Origin of the sequence: Fictibacillus sp. NRS-1165 (assembly GCF_050468105.1) — a bacterium.
Lineage (GTDB): Bacteria > Bacillota > Bacilli > Bacillales > Fictibacillaceae > Fictibacillus_C > Fictibacillus_C terrinigri.
On record NZ_JBDPNU010000002.1, the window covers coordinates 20,027 to 38,923 of the forward strand.

An 18,897-nucleotide genomic window follows, 5' to 3' on the forward strand; every position below is an offset into this window, starting at 1 on the left:
TTACATTTCCCCCAATCTAAAATCTTGATAAGTTTCCAATGTCGTCGCTTCTGTCAATTTCTCGGTCACGATCTCATCTCGAAGGGAAAAACGTGCGGTTTTTTTAATATCGGAAAAGGCAGACATTTCAACCTGTCCGCCCGTAACTTCGAATAATTCATCTTTTAATTTTTCGTCTTTATCGAGAAGAAGATATTTGAACTTGATTTCCCTTTGACCATAAATCCCATGTAATAGGTTCATCACTTCTTGATGGGTATATCCGTTTCGACTCAAATCTCTCATGATATCCCCTCTTGGAAATAAACTCTTTCAGGATTAAAAGAGATGTTGTATCGCTCTTTTCCTTTACCGTCCTCGATGCTTAAACTGTCTGACGTACAAAACACCCTTCTTCCACGAGAATCGCGAAATAAGAGAGTTTGTTTGCTTTGAATGATATTTTGAATCATGTCCAATTCTTCATCGCTTCTTAATGCGAATGAAAGACTGATTGTATATCCTTCATTCTGACCGAACTCCGAAACTGGATTGACCCGATTATTAAAAGCCATTTGAGCACGAGTAACCGTAAAATCAAACTTTTTCGATGGATTCCATTTCAGAGAGACCCATAAATCAGGATTCGTCACGACCGCGACCTGCGAATCATTTAAAAAGATGGCTGCTGATACGATCATCGAATTGGTAAACGTTCCATTCACTCCCCATGTCTCCACCATATATTCATAACTGATTCCTGAAGCTGGCGTAAAATCGGTAAAATATAGGTTTGGAGGGATCTTGTCTGCGATCTTTAACCAATCGATTTCACCGACTTTTCTTCGATAGATATTGTTATGAATTGCGATGATAGGTGAATTCGATGGATTCTCAATGTCGATCGAAATTGAACCTCTTTCCTCGTCTATCATCAATTCAACGTTCGCCTGAGAAGGAGAAGTAAATTCTGTATTGATGGTAACTGATGCATAATCCGACCAAACTCCGCCGAAATTCTTTACCCTTAACCGAATTTCATAGGTTTGTCCCGTCGAAAGATTATAATCAATCGTTTGAGCCTTGTTTCCCGATACCCTCTCCAAGTCCCACACTTGCGTTCCGCCCTGCCAAACTTCCAGATCAAAACTCTCTTGATCTATGGACGACCATTGCACAACAGGGTTTGAAGTTGATATAGACTCATTCGGGACAGGTGATATAATTTCAGGTCTGTCTGAGGGATTGGCGCCAAAAAACACCCCCAACACTGACCACGGCGACGCCTGTTGCGACTGGTCATACGTTCTGACTTGCCATTCGATATCATCATTCGGGAAAGTGTTCCCATTGAAATTATGAAACTGATCTGTCGTATCTTTTGTAACCGTTGTCCAGGTACTTGTCCCCTGAACTCTCCACCTGATTTCATAACGCGATTGAGCATCACTATCGTTATGAACCCATGTGAATCTCTGAATCTCGCTGATATCAATACTGACACCATTTGCAGGACTTAAATTCGTCGGTGTCGTCGGGCCGATGTTGTGCTTTATGGTGAATACTCCGTCTGAATAATCATAAACACCATAATTCCCGTGATCGTAATCAATGTAGGAATCGAATGCATGTACCGCGACTTTCGCGACTGACGATTCTTTGAACTGACTGAAATCAACTTCTTGAGATAAGACTCCCGCTCCGGTTAACGGAAGATAATTCCATGTCCCATCATATACCGCGACTTGATACCTGAGCTTGCTTTGTGGTTCCTCTGCATCCGTCGCCGCGTTCCATGTAACGGTAGTTGATCCTGAAATCGTCTCTCCGCCGTTAGGATACGTCACTGTCGGCTTTCCGGGTGGTGTATTCCATTCACCAGTTACAAGAACCTTTACCTCATAACCGTTACGAGATGCCCCATATGCCTCCCCGTAATCACTAGGGGTCGTTGAGGTAAGAGCAATCCCTTCATAACCGCTGTTGAATGCCCCGACAAACGTTGACATTTGCCCTGATGCTAACTTTAACGTGTGACCCGCAGGGAAATCCGTTATATTTGTTTCACTGAATATCCCTGTTGCAAAATCTGGATGTAACCCCGTATAATCATGCGCCGGGACTGGGCTTGACGACGTATTCGCTGACGACCGATGCAAATGAATATCCATCTGCGCCCCATTTGTCGCGTAAATCCTTAACTTGACCGTTACCGGGATTTTCGATGAATTGATATCCTCTTTTAATTCAGAATAAAAACCAAATAAGGAAATATAATTAACGCTTCCCCCTGTTTTAATAGGGGTTCCGCCGCCCGTATATGCTCCTGTATCCTGTCTCCAGACACCGAGCCAACGGGCGATATATTCTCTTGTTTCTGCCACTATCTCGCCCCCTTATTGACGGACTGTGTGACTCCATTAATCATAGTAATCATCTTCGATACTTCATTGATCTGATCCGCTTGCACGTTCCAATAATGATTGTGAACCGTACTTCCGCCGATCTCTCCACCGAGAAGAGATTTCAAATTCTGGGCGACTGCTAGGCTGTACGGAAGCATATTTTTCCCGATCAGAGGCAGCGCCATCTCGGGGCCACCCTCGCCAAAAATTCCCATCTGAGCACCGTCTAAGAAGAAGCCGCCTTTTGCATATCCCTTATACGGGCCGCCGCGCATCATGCTTTTGATCCCCGGAACATTGAAGATCGATTTATATCGTTTCTTAATGTATCGGATCGCCGCAACTGCGTTTGCTACCGGATTAAGAATGTTGCCTAACCCCGGAAGCTTATAAGCATTAAAGGTCGGAAGGATAGTTTGCATTAAACCCATCGATGGCGTCCCTCGTTTTGCGTTAATGTCCCAATTATTTCGAGCCAGAGGATTTCCGCCGGATTCATGCTGTGCGATCGTCTGGAGACCGCCCAACCAACTCATTGGTGTATTTGTAAGGGCCATCGCTTGTTTTAACCAACTCGAGACATTGCCGCTTACTTTGCCGCTTACGTTGAATCCGCCTTTTAACCATGACTTGATCGCATCCAAAGAACTAAAGGCTCCGCCCGCGAAATCTTTAAAGACTTTTGTTCCTAACTCTTTTAAATTTCCGGCAGATAGACCGTTGGTTAAACCTGCGATAATATGACCCGCCATATCATAGAAAACGCCTGAAGGTGAATTGATATGAAGGGCTTCCTTAAACCGCTTTACAAGGGCACTTGCAAGGCTCGTCATGGATTTTGTGGCAGAAGAAATCTTTTTGCTGATCGCTGATCCGATCTTCCCCGGAATTTTGCCCGCTTCACTTGCAATATCCCCGATCTTTCCTGTAACCGTCGTCCAAAGGCTGGAAAAGAGACTCGATGTTTTTGTTTTTAATGTCGTCCATCCTTTTGTTACACCACTTGTAATTCTTCCCGCCGCTTTAAGGATGATTGTCCCTAAATTACTCCAGAAAGACCCTGATTTTCTGCTCTGGGTCGAATGGAAATTATCGAATGTCGTTCCGATTCTTCCCCATGTTGTGCTCGCCTTAGAACTTGCCTTGCTATGGAACGAATCAATCTTATTACCTAAGCTAGACCAGAATTTCGATGCACCGGAACTTCCCTTTTTATGAAAGCCATCGATCTTAGACCATAAACCCGACCAAAAGGCGGAAGAATTCTTACTTTCTTTGCTGTGAAATCCATCAATCTTACTTCCGAGATTACTCCAAAAGGTAGATGCTCCCGAACTCGCTTTCTTATGGAAACTATCGATCTTAGTAAAGAAATTGCCCCAAAATGCTGAAGTCTTGGCACTAAAATCCTTATACCATTTATCGATATTGGTAAAGAACGTTCTCAATCCACCGAGAACCTTGTTCACACCGTTTCTGAACTTCTCTGACTTGTTGTATGCTACGAAAAATGCAACACCGAGTCCAACGAGAACCGCGATCACCAAACCGATCGGATTCGCTAGAAGAACCAAATTCAACGCCGCTTGCGCCGCTGTCCAAATCTTTGTAGCAGCTGCGATCCTTCCTGCAGGTGTAAGTAATAACCAAATGGCTTTCGCAAATTTCGAAATGTGTCCCCCTGCAATTAACATCACGATCTGCAATGTCTCGATATATCCTGTCACCTTTTTGATAATGACCCACGTTGCAAACGCCGCTGATATACCGTAAATGATCGGTATCGACCCTTCCCATTGATTCACCCAATCAAGAACTTTACTCAACCAAGTCGCCGCTGTTGAAAGAATTTTAACCAATCCCGCGAATGCATCGATCAAAGGAGGGATCACATACAACGCAAGGTAATTTAAACCTTTTGCCAATAAATCCCCGAGACCCTTCCAAAACGACTTCGCATCCTTCGCATCTTGACCGATTAACGTGTTCAAAAACGTCATGAATGATTCTTTTAAATCTTTCAGAGAATCTTGTAAAGGATAAAGGGCTTGTGATACACCGTTTTTCAACTGAATCCAAAGATTACCGACCGCTGTCCGCAATTTTTCAGAAGATGACCACATCTTCATAAGAGAACCGCCGATTATAACAATCGCCCCTGATGCTATACCGACGACGCCCGCGATCCTTAACATACCTGTCGCAAAAGGTCTGATGATATTAAATACATAAGTAAATGCCGCTCTCATGCCGTTAGCCCTGCCGATACCGATCGCCATTGGAGAAAGGATCAACGACATCGACAACGCAAGATAAGCAAACATTCCCGCCGCCGCTGAAATCGATGGGTTCATTTCGTTTAAACGATTGATAAGATTCGAAATCGATGTTGCTACATCCAACACTTTCGACGCAATCTGTCCCCATAATTCAATAAAAGGCTGTGCCGCCTTTCCTGCCGCATTCTTAAACTTCTCCAGAGAGATGCCGAGAGGGGTTAAACTGTTCTGCAATTCCCGAACCGTTTTTTGTGTTTGCCGCTTCAAATACTCCAATTCGGTCACGGCTGCTTCTCGTGCTAATCGCGACCTTTCTTTCCATAACGCGACGTATTTATCTAATTCAAGACGCGTCATGTTCGCTAATGCCGCAACCTGTCCCGCCGCTTCTGGTCCCAACTCTCGCAAATTCTGAACAAAAGCAGAATTGACGCCGCGCCTAACTAATGTATCGAGATTTTTTTGCCAATCCTGTAAAGCTGTGACCTGGCTTTGAAGATTCTTTATTAAAGTCGTACCTTTTGTTTTCTCGATCGATGCTTTTTCGAAGAATCCCCATGTATTCAAAATCTCTTTCGTTCGATCATCGACCGCTTGCGCGTATTTATCCCACGCGTCCGCCTGTTGCTTCAAGACATCCTGAACGTCAGGCCCCTTTGCCATTTTAAATAATGCCGCAGTGATCAACCCGACCGCGATACTTGTTACCAATGAGACCTGTTGCATTCTCATGAGACCCGTATTTATCACCCGAGTCATGTCCGCTAAATCTTTCATACTGCGATTAGGGCCGAGTATCTTTAATGCAAGACTCGCCGCTGTACCTTGCTTCGCGATGTTCTCCAGACGATCCCCAATACCCAAAAAGAACCGATCCACCCTTTGAATATTAGATGTCTCAGGAAGGAAATCCATCATCTTCTTTGATTGGGTGGACCTCGCTTGCATTTCTTCGACTGAACGAATGAAACGATCCTTATATGCTTCCATTGCGATCGCCATACGGTTCGCCTGAGAACTCGTATTGACGCCTAACTCATGCAACATCTGATCGTACGATCTGCCGCCCTTAGCCGCCGCTCTCATCGCTTTATCGACGTCGGCTAACTTCCGCTCGACAACTCTCATTCCTTCTTCATATGATGCGAAATCGCCCGCATCTCGCAAGGCTTCGAGCTGCCGTTCGGTATCTTTTAACTCGGATCGGAAACGTAATAATCGTTTGGTCGATTCCTCTGGAGAAATCTTGATCTTTCCTTCTTTATTCAATCCAAGAACGGCAAGCTGCGTCTCTTTCGTTGCCTCGTTCAAATCATGGATAGACTTGATCGCCTTTTTACCGCTCCCTGATACACTGAAAAGTTTGTTTAATTCGACTTGTGTTTTAATTGCCGAATCGCTCATCTCATTTAAAGAGACTGATCCGTATTCCGATGTATCCCGCAACTCTTTACGCGTTTTATCCAATGCCTGATGAAATGGTTTTAAATGATTTGGTAAATCACGGATTGGTTTTCCGATCGTCTTTCCGAATCTCTGAACGCCGCGTTCCAATTCTTCAAATGGGGTATAATCGGACATTCTCTTTTTAAATCTCCTGCCGCTCGCTTCGACGGTTTTGAAAAAATTCGTGAATGTCCGATTGGCTTGTCGATCATCTGCTGTGATCTCGATATTGGAACGTCCTATCGTTGCCATGCTCTACCCCCTTTCATCTGAGAAATAAAAAAAGGCTGACAAGTCAGCCCTTCCACCACGTTCCCTCTTTGAATTTCTTTTTCGGTAACTCTTGCTGACGCACTTGATCCCTTGCCGTCTCATAAGATGGAGGCATGATGGAATCGATGTTCTTTCCTTTATTCATGACCATATCCAAGAGAATCGAGAGGCTTTTAAATCCTTCCCATGTCCGCGCCTGTGATTCTTCCCACTTCTCTTTCAAGGCTTGTTCATATTTACGATTGACCCATTCCGGCGTTCTGGAGAGAACGTATTCCTCCGCATACGAAAAATGGGAAGAAACGAATTCCATTTGACGGATCATCAAATCGATTATTTCTTCCCAGCTATAGACTCTCCGCTCTGAACTATCGTCGGTTTCTGTTGCTGTACTTCCTGTTCCTCTTCCACTGGAGGGAACATTCGATCCATCAACGTTTTGAAGTCCGGCATCTCCTTCTTGAACATCTTCTGATAGAGGTCCCGGACTTGAGTAAAAGTCTTTGCAATATTCGTTTTTTCCACAAACACCAATGCGACATCTAACATTTCATTTATATCAAGCTGCAATGTCTGTTCATCATCCAACTCCAAAAGAATCGAGAAGATATGGATCAATGTTTCTTCTTTTAATGACTCCAGAATTACAGCGAGTTTTTCTAAATCCGCTAAATTCTCATCAATCAGGATTTCTCGTGATTCGTTATACAACTTTGATCCATCGACTCCGAGAAACTTCACGATCTTAATGATCTTTAACATGCTCAATTTTGGAACATCAAGGACAGTAACCCCATCCGATAGGGTTACTTGTCCGATGTTCCTTTCAAAATCAAGAGTTTTCAATTTGTTTTCCATTAAATCTCCCCCAGATCACTTATTTCCTTTTTTACGCTTATCTTTGTTACCTCTTCCGCCTTTTGCTTTACCTTTCGACATTACAGATCACCCTTTCGCTTTTATGTGGTCTGCTCGATCTCATAATAGACATTCTCTTCCTGTGGTGCAGAAGAATCAGGATACGCGACCAATTGAAGAGGAAGTAATCGCTTTTCTTTTCCGAATGTCTGCTCTTTATCATCCCCGGATACTTTCGCTTTACGGAATACCGCCATATAAAGTGTCCCGTCCTTCTTCTGACTGATAAGAGCATAGGTTTTGAACGGAACTTCATTCGGTGTCCCATAACCGATCCTGCGAGTTCCTAAAGTCGTAATCGGACTAACTGTTGCCCCTGTTACATGTGCTTCAGCAAGAGAAGTCTCAAGATAGATCGATGTCCCTTCAACACGACTGACCTTTCTTGTCTCTCCGTCCACATCGACATAAGAACCGGGAGTAATACCCGCAACGGATGTCACTGGAACGATTGTGGCTCCAGCTGCTACATCTCCCGTCGTCGTGGTTGCTGTTCCTAGAACGGACGGAGTCTCGATGATCGGTGCACCAATCAACGCTAACTGACGATTTTCCAATGTATTTTCTGCAAGTGTCGTTTCCAGAGTATGCGTCCATGCCGTAATATCTGAATCCACTTCGCCAGGCAACTGATCCACTTCAAACCCCTCTACATCGAATCCGCGACTCGTTGCGATCCCGTCGGATGTTGCTCCGAGATCACTCCATCCCGGCTTGAGATCGTACGGTTCCGTCAAATTCATAACATCTTCGATCGTGTTTGGATAAGGGATTCCGAAATCCGCTACAACCAAACGACCGGGGCCGCCGACGATATTATTACTATTAACCTTGTAAATATCCGCCATTACTTGCCAACCTCCTTAAACGCCCAAGTAGAAGAATTGAGAAGATATTGACCTTCTTCTGCTGTGATCTCTTCTCCGACTGTAAGCTGCTGACCGATCGCGATATCAAGATTCTCTTTGTTCCCTTCTCTCATGAGACGGAAAATCTGTGATCCATTACTTGATTCTTTTGGGCCTTCATTGTAAAGAACGGTGCCTTTTTTTAAAGCCATTTCATACACTCCTTTTCAATGCCAGATTATCCAACCGACGAACAGACCAATAAAAAACGCGATGATCGGCAAACCGACAATCGCGAAATTTAAAATCAATATTAACTTTTGTAATCCTTCCTCATCCTTCATGCCTCGATGTTCTCCATTCTTAAATAACACCATGCTTCAGGACGACCTGTATCATCATCAAACGATGGAATCGGATTTGATTCTGCTTCCATCCAGATCACCCGTAATCCCCTGATCTCGTCAAAACGCTGTAGGAGAAGGTTCATACATTGGATACATAACTGCATCGCGTCTAAATCATTAGTCGCTCTAGCGACCAACTGAATTCGGGAGAAATTGACGCCGCCCGCACTTTTGACAAGGACTGCCGGTAGAGTCGTAGTTGTTGGGAACGTGTTTCCATAAATACGAGGTTCCATATAATCATCCAATAACTTCCGAACCGGAGGTATTGGGTCTTTATACCCGATCATTGAATCCCCCTCTTTACTTACATACACATACAACATATAGAAAGTGATCAACTTAACTTAATGAACCAAATAGAAATAAAGCAAACAAAATCCTGATAGAACCCCGCTCAAAAAGAAGAACAGACAATACCAAAAAATATCATTCTTCATGATCTCACACCCTTACTTTCCAAAAAGGGTTTTATGGATTTGAGTTTCTGCAACTCTTCTCATTCGATCCTCTGCCCGATCCAATCCCCGCGCCATGAGGTTATACCGCTTTTCCAATATCTCCGCATACTCCACATTTGAACCGATAATCAGTCGGGATTGATCGTCTGATTCAGACAATTCATAGACAACATCTTCCTCCGTTGCAACCCGCTTTCCTTTGCCGGATTTATTCGTGTCTGGATAATCCGTGACATACCCGATCGAATTCACATAAAGGGACGTATCGATATGACCATCCTCTCTTGTGACCGATTTCGTCTCATCCGCCCAAACCATTCCCGCCGCTTGAACTGCCCTTGAACGCGCCTCACGGAGTTTTTCAGGTGCCTTTTTTGTGAAATACTCGGTTGTCGTTTTACCTACCCGAAATTCGTATTTCATCGATCTTCCCGCCATGAAATCACTCCCTTTGAAGCATAACCTCATAATGATGGACAAAACGCCGCCGATAGATCGGCATCATCGAACGAACGGAATAAGAACCCGGTAACACGAGTTTCCCTTGACGATCAAAGATATCGACGATCTTCATATCCAATTGAACTTCGACCGATCCCTCAATAAACAGAACGTTCGTTAAAATAAAGTCAGTACCCGTTTGGGAAACGGATACCGACTCTCTGATTTGATCCGCCTTGCATGGTACATTTCCAATCGTGACACTTTCGAAGATGTCCCGACCGTAATCATCTACACCCTTAATCTGACCCGGAAGGACTAAAGAACACCGATGAACCAATAACCGCTTAAATGATGGATTCATACTTCATCCCTGCTTGGCCCCGACACTCGAAAGATGTTTCCAATGCTCGGTTTGTATCGATAAGATTTTAGAATCTGATCTAACTCCTTGATGCCCGTTTCCTCTCCCGGCATCGCTTGCTCCATCTGATTCAGGTTTTTATAACCAACGGAATATGATCCTAACCGCTCCCCGTCATAAGGCCCCATCGTCGTCTCTCGTATCTCTGGATTATCCCAATACCATAAATACTCGACCAACATTAAAGACGCGACCTGTATATCTTGACGGATATATTCATCCGCATCCTCAGTAAAGACACGGCCTGTCGCCCTCCTGATCCACGAATCCGCCCGATCGATTAATCTCTGGATCACTCCAGAATCAAGAGCCGCGACCTCTTCAAACGTGGTCAACGCCTTGACATCCTCGACGGTGAGATACATGTTAAGCCTTTACAATGAAACCGGATCGAATACGCGCGATTAATTCCGTTGAGGGATCTTCTGGGAGAGGCTTTTCCTGATCTCCTGCCAATGTGAAATCTGGATCACTGTATGACGTCTCTGGGTCTTTCAATTTGTATTTAACTTCTCCGCCGACTTCACCCTGAGCAACTTCTAACGCCGCTTTCTCGGACTCTGACAACTTCACATTTTCGTTTTCAACGTCTTGGGTGAAGAAAGACCCCTCCTGCGCTTCTTTTCGTTCCTGTGCCGCTTTAGAACGAGCCTCCGACTGCTTCTCTTGGGTCAATGCTTCTTCTTGGGCTTTTGCCTCTTGTTCTTTCGCTTCTACTTCCTGAGACCTCGCCTCGTTTTTCTTTGCCATGCGATTAAACCTCCTTTATTTACATTTGATTCAATGACTTTGATAAATGGTCTTGGAGTACGGTGCTTTCATAACTTGCTAATGTTGTCATGACTACACCCCTACTAGGGACGGGCAGTATCGATGGTCAAGATCACACGAGCATTCTTTTCGAAAGGAACAAACTCGCTGATCTCTGAACCGTAGCTGCCCTCGACCTGTGTTTTTGCTGAACGTTCTGATTCAACACCGAACGGCTTCCCTTCATAACGAACCAATGCGAAATTCGTATCGACGAGAATAATTCGATTGTCTGGAACCTGATTTGAAATGAAAGGTGCAGAATTGACCACATCTGCGAAATTGCCGCTCTGCATTTCCTGACGATACAGATACGCGCCGTTATCTCGAAGATTCGTGATCGTATATGCTGTATTCAGGTTCATAATTGCAAGATTCGGAGTAAACCCTAATTCCTGCTCCTGATACTTGGAAGCGTAAAAAATATCGCCAAGGGTAAGGGTTCCCGCTGTTTCTACACCAACCGTAGGTGCCGCGTCCACGCCGTCCGAGAAGTACCCATTTAACAGACGACTAACTGCCACATTTTCGTACTGACGCCCCAACTGTTTCCCGAGTTGTTGCAACCAGAGTCGAACCATGTCGATATTTGCGCGGCGACTTTCATCCGACCATTCCAAGCCTCTCCCACGCTTCGACATGCGAATGGAATTTTCGCCAAGAGCGATAGTACCGACCGGAATCGGTGCCGCCTGACCTACATCTCGAAGTTCATACCAATCATCATCGTGCTCCAGGTAATACCACTGTTGAGACAACTGATCGGAATTGACCGTCTGGGCGACGAGTTGTTGCCAATTAGACTGCTTCTGCCAACCCATACGAAGCCCGTCCTCAACGATGGCATTAAAAAGAGGCTTAGTCCCGTCATTATCTAAAAGTTCCCTGACGTTCACAGCCCCGATATTGTCATATCCTAATGCTCTAACCACTTCTTTGATCCCCAACCCGTTATCGGCAAGGTACCTTTTGTAATGATAAGATGATGCGCTTTTAAAAGATTCTGTTCCATAACGTTTTTCCATTTCGTTCTTTAAATCAGAACCCGTTGCAATTTCTATGCTCTGATTATTTCGGTTTTTAATTTTCAACACTATATTTCCCTCCTTTACGGCAATAGAACTTCAACATAAGATCGAGTCGTATCCACATAAACAACTCGTGAACCGTTATCAACACCCGCAGTAGCAGCACGTACGCCGCCTGTACCATTCGCGACAACGCTTGTTCCAAGTCCGGGTGCCGTTCCTGAATAGGTCAACCTTTCAACACGGCTGAACCCGTATACATAGACGCCTAGAGGCGTTAAAGGATCAGAAACCGGATGTTTTGCAACTAAATCCACTTCCGCGCCGTCTGCCGCCGGAACCGCTGTATAATTGCCGGTAGCTGACCATGACAGAACGTCTCCTTGCTCGATAGGATTCGCTTCTGATGCCGTTGAAACATAAACAGACAGAGACAATCCATAGCTATCAGGTAAAGTGCCGTTAACTCTTGGCATTACTTAACACCTTCCTCAAAGAAATTTTCATTTAAATCGATCTTGACTGGATCGCGAACTTCTTCTGGTTCTTCATTTCGTGGTTCTGGTTTTTCCGGTTCTGTTTGACGACCCGGAACAAAACGTTCCTTCGCCAATCGTTGATAGGCGTCGATCTCTTCTTTAATCACATCGATATCAGAAGAATCGCGAAGCATCTGACGATAAGAATCCACGTTAAACGTTGATCCCTGCGCTCTGACACGCGCCGAAACTGCATCGTCGATCATGTCCGCAAGGTAACGGCGTCCCTGCTGTGCTTCCTTCTTTAACTGACGGATCGCCTCGGTACGTGTATACTCACGACCTAATTCATTTCTGAGAGAGATGTCGTCCGGCTGACGGAACGGTTCGCCCTCTTCTGTTAAAATGTCGTAAATACGACCCTTCTCCATCTTGTTCTCTCTGATTGCTTGACGTAGGTTATCAAGTAACTCTTTCATTGAGACATTGCCCTCCTTCGTTTCTTGTTTTGGTGGCATATAAAAAGAACGCTTTCCATCATCCAATCGGACTTGATAAGCGCTCTCTAACCTTTGTATTTTTTTATGAGACAACTCACCTTGATCCACATACATCCTTGCTTTCTCGATATAAGCACTAGGCATAGTTTGCGCTCCCGGGGTTGCCCCTTTGTAAACCGTACTCACTTCTCTTAAATGCGCATCAACGATCCATGCGAAAGTACGTTCATCGTTCTCATCTTCTAAACCAGGGAAATGATTACATCCTGAATCCCATAAACTTCGATTACAAGTTGAGCACCTGTACCAAATATCATTCCCGCCAAATCCGACGGACATATCTCTCGTTATGCCCGCTTTGATTGCTCGGATCGTATCATCCGTATTTTCACCATTAATCATGGTGTTCCGCATGATATACCAATGACCTCTGACCGCTGTTCCTCCCTCATCCCTTTGAAGGGAAAGAACCTCTCCGTCATAACTTCGACCATATGGACTCTTTGAAATATCATGCCCTGATAACAACGCGACTCCTGATTGTAAATCCTCCGCATAATTTCGGAGAGTGGTCATCGGGTCCATCTTCGTATGGTACGAATCAAGTCGATCGTTCGAACAGACGCCGCTAAATACATAGAGATCGTCAATCGATTGAAAGGGTTCTAACGTGTGACGATTAATCAATTCCAATGTTTCATCCTTGTTTTTCTCTTCCGCTCGATTCGTTTCAAGACGAACCGGCAAATATAAGTTTTCACTCAATGGATATCACCCCCTTTCAAGTGAAATGGTACGAAATTGATATCCGGCAAGATTTCCTCAATATTGACCACGACAATCAATCCCTCGTATTCAAAATGATAGAGAAGAACCTTTGAAAGAACTTCCGATTCTTCATCACACCAAATAACGGCTGCCATTGGATTTTCATCTAAAAAATAATGAACGATGAATGACCTCAATACCGATGAACCTCTCTTTTCAACGCTTGCATGAATGCATGAATCTGTTCATCCGAAAACCCGAATTCTTTTCTTAATACCTTTCTGGCTGAACGTTGAAAGATCGCTGATTCCAATTTCCGATCCGGGCCTTTCGGTTCCATTCGATTAAAAGGTGTTGGTTCTGTCATTTCTTCCACCCCTAACTCTTCATAACAAAAAACACAAAGGATCATTCCCTCGTGTTCCACAATTGCCCATCCCTCATCGGACGGTATATTCTGTTCGCATCTAACACACTTATTCATTCAAGAACACCAAACAGATAATTAATGCCAAGAACGCCGCGATCGCCAATATGACATAAGCCCCGCCATCCATGACTATAAATCCTCCGCTGAGAAATATCTTTCGACATCGATATTACATACTGAACAATGCCAATGGGAGACGATCACATCTTCGAATTCGATCTCTCCGCTCCAATCACTCTGCCAGATTAAAGGCTTTAAACATGAAGGACATACCACAAGATCACCCCTTCAATAAATCCTCTTCACCTTCTAAAATCCGCTTGTACCAACATCGACACTGGATCACATTGTCCGGTGAACTTCCGAGAGAAGTATCTCCAGGGAACATTAACATTTCATATTGCCCTTCCTTGTTTGCTACCGAAAAAGGTTCGTTCAAACGAACGACCTGTTGATCCGCTTCTTGATGTCCCTTCCTTGTCCGCTGATCTAACGTCGATTGCCATATCTTCCCGATCACCATTCCAGATTGAACATCCGCGTGATATTGCCCGGATCGTCCCGCTGAAATAATTTCCGTTCGGGCAATGGTTCGCGCTCGATTCTTTGAAAATGCGAATTCTTCCCGTAATGCCTTTTCCGCTTTATCGATGGAATACTTCTCATCATAGACCACATCCCAAAGCGTCATTATGACTCTTTCATCACTCACACCCTGAATCAATTCCGCGTCTCTTCTGGAACGATCTGAAAGCCATCTGAGCAAATTCTCGTCCTTCATATCGAATTCATAATCGATATCAAGATCGATCAATGTCGATGAACCTGTTAAATAGACCGCCTCTTCTAATAAATCCATCTGCAATTCTGCAAGTTTCCCTGTGTATTCTTCTGAATCATAAAGAATGTAAGTACGAACCCAATCCTCGAAATCATCGGATGGATCAGGTATCGGATCGTCCGCCCGCGTGACCTTTTTCAAACACGAGATATCAACCTCGACACGGGAAGGTATTTCTCCCGCTTCTCGTAATCGTTTGATATAACGATCCCTCTGTTCTTTTAAGAACTCGTGATAATCATAGGCCGCGCTTGATGCCATCTGCGCTAATTCCGACGACCAACCCTCGCCCATCTCACTGACGAATTCATCCTGATCCGCTCTCGATTGAGTCCGATAGAACTTTTTTCTCGGATATAACCGATCCTCTTCAGAAGATGATCCGATGTCTGGATTCATGATTCCTGCGTTCGGCTGCATGGAAGTACTGACTTTAAACGGAACAACTGGATCATTAACCGCCTTATGACCGACCATTTCCTCCGCCGCTTCGTCGTTATCAATCCATCCTTGAAGTTGCTGAGTGATTTTGACGCGCGTTTCCGTCTCTTCCGCCTGTGCCTCTTTCAATCGATCATTTACTCGAATCGTATTGAATGTAAGTCTAGCCGTACGGGGTTTTCCATAGATTTGTAAGGCGACATTATATGCCTTTTCCATAATCCGCTTAATCACCCGCTGAACGGATTCAATACCCGCGACATAAATTTGCCATTGCACCGTACCGTGTGCTTCTGTGACCGTATCGTTTCTCCCTAGAAGAATCGGCATCTGTTTTAATGCTGTTGTGATCTGCTGATTAATCACTTCAATAACTGCCCTTGCATCGAGAGAACCTTTCATCGTGCCGCCCGCTGTATTGATCTGAACGCTGTCCGTATGGAAGAAATCATCATCCGGCTCCAGGTTCTTCATCTGATACTGAATGTCGTCAACATATGAACTGACATATCGTGCGATCGCTTCCGGGCCTTCGCTTTTAACTTCTTCAGGCATGTTCTGAATGATCGCCTCTTCCACAACCGATATATCAAATCGTTCATACCCCTGATGATGGACAGCCCGCCGTAAATCCCTCAATACTTCCATCTGAAAGAATACGACTTGTAATACCGAAAGGAATGGAGGTCGCCCATATGGGTCTTCAATGTCTGAATCGAAAGGTTGATAGAACACTGTCTCCCGATTCAACACCTTGTAAGTACCGTCCGGCTGTTTCTGGACTAACTGTAATTCCCCGGTCTCTTTATCCCGACGAAAATCCAATTTTGTAGGATCAACCGCGTGAAAATCGACGACATCTGTTAAACTCTCATTCAATTCCACTTCTAACGCAATCGCCCCATAAGTTAAGGCAGAGATCAAAAGAACGTTGATTAACTGATCCGTTCCGCCTCCATAAATCTCACCGACTCGACCCGCTAACTTATTGATAAGATCGGTACTGGATTTTTCAGGCTTTCCATTCGACTGCAAAGCCTCTAATTCATGTGAATTGTTGGCGAGACGGAGGAAATTCCATACGGCCATCCCGGCATCAGGATTCATATCTCGAATCAATTTCAGATTGTTCATGACGTTTTTAGTCCTGAATTCGCCTTTCGGGATTAACCCCTCATAAAGAAAGAAACTCGAATCATCGATAGACCGTGTTTGCCTGTTGGATGCCCGGATTCTTCCGATCGCCGCTGACGCTTGATGATGAACGATATTTTTTAAATCGTTGTTTGTTTTCTTGAATAATCGATCTAAAAGTCCCAATTAATCACCCCCTTACCTCTTTCGTAACATCATAAAAACCACAAAAAGAATAAGGATGAAAAACAGGATACAGGTGATCAAATCTTCCCGGATCACGTTGTCCCGCTCCCTTCAAAACTATGAACAATAATTCTTTTTGATAAAATCGACCAATTCCCTTAAAGATGCATCCCTGAACCTCACCAGACCGTTCCCCTCGCTACTTTTACGGAATCCGAGGGTTTCTGTACACTTAACCAATTGCGCGTAAATTTCCGCCTCTGAGAGTCCTCTCGCGAACTCCTTCTCCGCTTTTTGGATTAACAATGCGATCGCCCCGGATACATGTGGGGTTGCCATTGAAGTACCTGATAATCTTGCATACCTTGAACCCGGATATGTAGAAACGATATCCACGCCCGGAGCGACGACATCGATCTCCGCATTATTATTCGAGAAATACGCGAGCATCGAATCATAATCCACCGCGCCCACTTCGATCACCTCGTTATAAGCCGCAGGATACGCATATTCGAACGTTTCCTCTTTGTCGTCTCCTTCATTCCCTGCCGCTACAACGAACGAAATTCCCTGGCTTACGGCGTTCTGGATCAACTTCTGCAACCCCGGAACTTCCTCGGGACCACCTAACGACATACTAATGACGCGAACCCTCTCACCGTTTGGGCCTCTCCATTTGACTGCATAATCGATCCCTTTCATGATGGAATCGAATGTTCCTGATCCATCACCCCTGAGCACCTTACAGATCAATAACTTCGCAGCTGGCGCAACCCCGACCACACCCTGTCCATTTTGGACGGCTGCTATCGTTCCCGCTACATGGGTACCGTGACCGTTATTGTCCGCATACATGCCTGTATTGCCGCCATAATCCGTTGTGAAATTCTTTCCGTCGATCACTGAACTAATCAAATCGGGGTGATCCATTTGACAACCGGTATCAAGAACCGCGACGACGATCCCCTCTCCTTTGTATCCCTGATCCCAAAGATGAGGTGCTCCGATCATCTTTACCCCTTCCGGGACTTCATTTGTCTGATTTTGAACCGCGTGTACTTCAAACGGAATTAAATGGACATCTCTTCTTATCATCTCTTCCTCCTTGCCTCGGATTTCGATATAACTTCCTCTGGAATACCGAATCCACATGATCCTATCTCCTTTTAAACCCTGCAATCGTAGGTTTAACCGCGAATCTCTGATCCTTTATTTCATGAAGCTTTGAATAAGCCGCACTCGCCGCATCGACCTGATCTTTCTTCCCATAAGGGAATCCTGCCGCCTCATCGAGAAAATCACCGTTCCAATCTCCAGAAATTAAAAAGACGTTTCCTGCCTCAGCCGCTGAACTGAGAGGATTCGCCCGGAGTTCTTTATTCCCTGTGACCTTATCTGCATAGAATGCAAAACCTTTTAAGACCTGACGCCGATAATGATCGATCGTATTTACACCCGATGATCCCGGCTCCTGCTCCATCCATATCTCGACGCCCTTTCCGTCGATCATCGCTGTTTGATGGATGAGATTTTCAACATTTTTTGGTGTGGCCTGGGTACGAACCACATCCATGATCCAATACTGCCCGTCTTGCTCCAATACTTTAACACCCGCTGTATATGCCGGGTCTTTTCCGGGTGCCGGTTCGGTGGCTGCTAAATCCCAATACCTGACGACCCTCCCCTGAGATGGAGCACCATCAACAATCTTGAACCAATGCCTCTTAAATTTCTTTCCATCTGTACGGACGTTCCAATCCCCGTCTAGTAACTGTTGCCGCGTGATTGGATCGAGTTCCGCTAATGACTGCAAATAATCCTCTTCGTCCAGATGGGGATTATCTCTCAATGTCGCCGGAACAAATATCCGTCCTTTGCTTTGACCTTCTCGGATCATTCTTTGAAGAACCCAATCATGTCCCAACCCGCCCGGATTGCTTGCAGATCGAATCCTGATTGGAACCTTTGATCCTTTTAATCTCCTTAAACGAGAAAAAAGATATCGATACTGACTTTCCTCGAATTGAGTTAACTCATCGAAAAAAATCCCTTGAAATTCTGCCCCTTGATACCGATATTTATCGTTCTCATGTTGTAAGTATCCGAAAGAGATCGTCGCCCCGCTCGGAAAGACCCATGTTTTCTTTTTATCTGACCAATGTGCATCGGTGCCGTCTAGCCACATATGCGCCCGATCCATCAAGGCTCCAGGTAAAGCTAAATCCTGATAAGTACGACGAAACAAGATCGCCGCATAACCCGGAACATCAACATACTGCAACGCCGCCATTAATAATGCATCTGATTTTCCAACATCGCCGGGTAGACCCGGCTATCCGCCTCCTGCCGCGCCGCCATACAATGACTCACGCGCTTGAAGTAATAAGAATTCTGCTTGT

At 44.8% G+C, this 18,897-nt stretch carries 20 protein-coding genes and 1 pseudogene; all 21 read right to left on the reverse strand.

The genetic code is table 11. The annotated features are described in order from the left end of the window. Entirely contained in the window at positions 1-285 is a 285-nt protein-coding gene (locus ABHN01_RS00535; RefSeq protein ID WP_429873924.1) for a hypothetical protein, read from the reverse strand. Beyond that, positions 282-2,363, reverse strand: a complete 2,082-nt coding sequence (locus tag ABHN01_RS00540; RefSeq protein WP_429873925.1) for a hypothetical protein — start codon at positions 2,361-2,363, stop codon at positions 282-284. The genes ABHN01_RS00535 and ABHN01_RS00540 overlap by 4 nt, the downstream gene beginning before the upstream one ends. After that, positions 2,363-6,361: a transglycosylase SLT domain-containing protein gene (locus tag ABHN01_RS00545; protein ID WP_429873926.1), complete on the reverse strand. Its 3,999-nt coding sequence runs from the start codon at positions 6,359-6,361 to the stop codon at positions 2,363-2,365. The genes ABHN01_RS00540 and ABHN01_RS00545 overlap by 1 nt, the downstream gene beginning before the upstream one ends. A gap of 43 nt (positions 6,362-6,404) precedes the next feature. After that, on the reverse strand, positions 6,405-6,707 hold the full coding sequence (locus ABHN01_RS00550) for a hypothetical protein (RefSeq protein WP_429873927.1): 303 nt from the start codon (positions 6,705-6,707) through the stop codon (positions 6,405-6,407). A gap of 8 nt (positions 6,708-6,715) precedes the next feature. Beyond that, positions 6,716-7,240, reverse strand: coding sequence for a hypothetical protein (locus ABHN01_RS00555; protein ID WP_429873928.1), 525 nt, complete (start codon positions 7,238-7,240; stop codon positions 6,716-6,718). Positions 7,241-7,341: 101 nt separating this feature from the next. Next, a complete protein-coding gene (locus tag ABHN01_RS00560; protein WP_429873929.1) occupies positions 7,342-8,148 on the reverse strand; it encodes a hypothetical protein in 807 nt (268 codons plus the stop codon). Further along, positions 8,148-8,360 (reverse strand): hypothetical protein, encoded by a 213-nt coding sequence (locus tag ABHN01_RS00565; RefSeq protein ID WP_429873930.1) that lies wholly within the window; start codon positions 8,358-8,360, stop codon positions 8,148-8,150. Before ABHN01_RS00565 ends, ABHN01_RS00560 begins: the two co-directional genes overlap by 1 nt. A gap of 128 nt (positions 8,361-8,488) precedes the next feature. Further along, entirely contained in the window at positions 8,489-8,845 is a 357-nt protein-coding gene (locus ABHN01_RS00570) for a hypothetical protein (protein ID WP_429873931.1), read from the reverse strand. Between the two features lie 162 nt (positions 8,846-9,007). Further along, positions 9,008-9,454, reverse strand: a complete 447-nt coding sequence (locus ABHN01_RS00575) for a hypothetical protein (protein ID WP_429873932.1) — start codon at positions 9,452-9,454, stop codon at positions 9,008-9,010. Between the two features lie 4 nt (positions 9,455-9,458). Continuing rightward, positions 9,459-9,821, reverse strand: a complete 363-nt coding sequence (locus ABHN01_RS00580; protein ID WP_429873933.1) for a hypothetical protein — start codon at positions 9,819-9,821, stop codon at positions 9,459-9,461. Beyond that, positions 9,818-10,216: a hypothetical protein gene (locus ABHN01_RS00585; protein WP_429873934.1), complete on the reverse strand. Its 399-nt coding sequence runs from the start codon at positions 10,214-10,216 to the stop codon at positions 9,818-9,820. Before ABHN01_RS00585 ends, ABHN01_RS00580 begins: the two co-directional genes overlap by 4 nt. Positions 10,217-10,247: 31 nt before the next feature. Next, positions 10,248-10,631 carry a hypothetical protein gene (locus tag ABHN01_RS00590; protein ID WP_429873935.1) on the reverse strand — a complete coding sequence of 128 codons (384 nt, stop codon included), beginning with the start codon at positions 10,629-10,631 and terminating at the stop codon, positions 10,248-10,250. A gap of 104 nt (positions 10,632-10,735) precedes the next feature. After that, the gene (locus tag ABHN01_RS00595; protein ID WP_429873936.1) at positions 10,736-11,785 is read right to left on the reverse strand and encodes a hypothetical protein; all 1,050 of its coding nucleotides are present in this window, start codon (positions 11,783-11,785) and stop codon (positions 10,736-10,738) included. Between the two features lie 14 nt (positions 11,786-11,799). Next, positions 11,800-12,195 carry a hypothetical protein gene (locus tag ABHN01_RS00600; protein WP_429873937.1) on the reverse strand — a complete coding sequence of 132 codons (396 nt, stop codon included), beginning with the start codon at positions 12,193-12,195 and terminating at the stop codon, positions 11,800-11,802. Then, positions 12,195-13,463 carry a hypothetical protein gene (locus ABHN01_RS00605; RefSeq protein ID WP_429873938.1) on the reverse strand — a complete coding sequence of 423 codons (1,269 nt, stop codon included), beginning with the start codon at positions 13,461-13,463 and terminating at the stop codon, positions 12,195-12,197. The genes ABHN01_RS00600 and ABHN01_RS00605 overlap by 1 nt, the downstream gene beginning before the upstream one ends. Continuing rightward, positions 13,460-13,663 carry a hypothetical protein gene (locus ABHN01_RS00610; RefSeq protein WP_429873939.1) on the reverse strand — a complete coding sequence of 68 codons (204 nt, stop codon included), beginning with the start codon at positions 13,661-13,663 and terminating at the stop codon, positions 13,460-13,462. Before ABHN01_RS00610 ends, ABHN01_RS00605 begins: the two co-directional genes overlap by 4 nt. Beyond that, positions 13,660-13,833, reverse strand: a complete 174-nt coding sequence (locus ABHN01_RS00615; protein WP_429873940.1) for a hypothetical protein — start codon at positions 13,831-13,833, stop codon at positions 13,660-13,662. Before ABHN01_RS00615 ends, ABHN01_RS00610 begins: the two co-directional genes overlap by 4 nt. Positions 13,834-14,176: 343 nt before the next feature. Beyond that, positions 14,177-16,498 (reverse strand): phage minor head protein, encoded by a 2,322-nt coding sequence (locus ABHN01_RS00620; protein ID WP_429873941.1) that lies wholly within the window; start codon positions 16,496-16,498, stop codon positions 14,177-14,179. 117 nt (positions 16,499-16,615) lie between these two features. Beyond that, on the reverse strand, positions 16,616-17,593 hold the full coding sequence (locus ABHN01_RS00625) for a S8 family peptidase (protein ID WP_429874004.1): 978 nt from the start codon (positions 17,591-17,593) through the stop codon (positions 16,616-16,618). 61 nt (positions 17,594-17,654) lie between these two features. Next, entirely contained in the window at positions 17,655-18,206 is a 552-nt protein-coding gene (gene terL / locus ABHN01_RS00630) for a phage terminase large subunit (protein WP_429874005.1), read from the reverse strand. 12 nt (positions 18,207-18,218) lie between these two features. Further along, positions 18,219-18,800: pseudogene (locus ABHN01_RS00635) on the reverse strand (phage terminase large subunit); the annotation flags it as partial. Positions 18,801-18,897 lie beyond the last annotated feature (97 nt).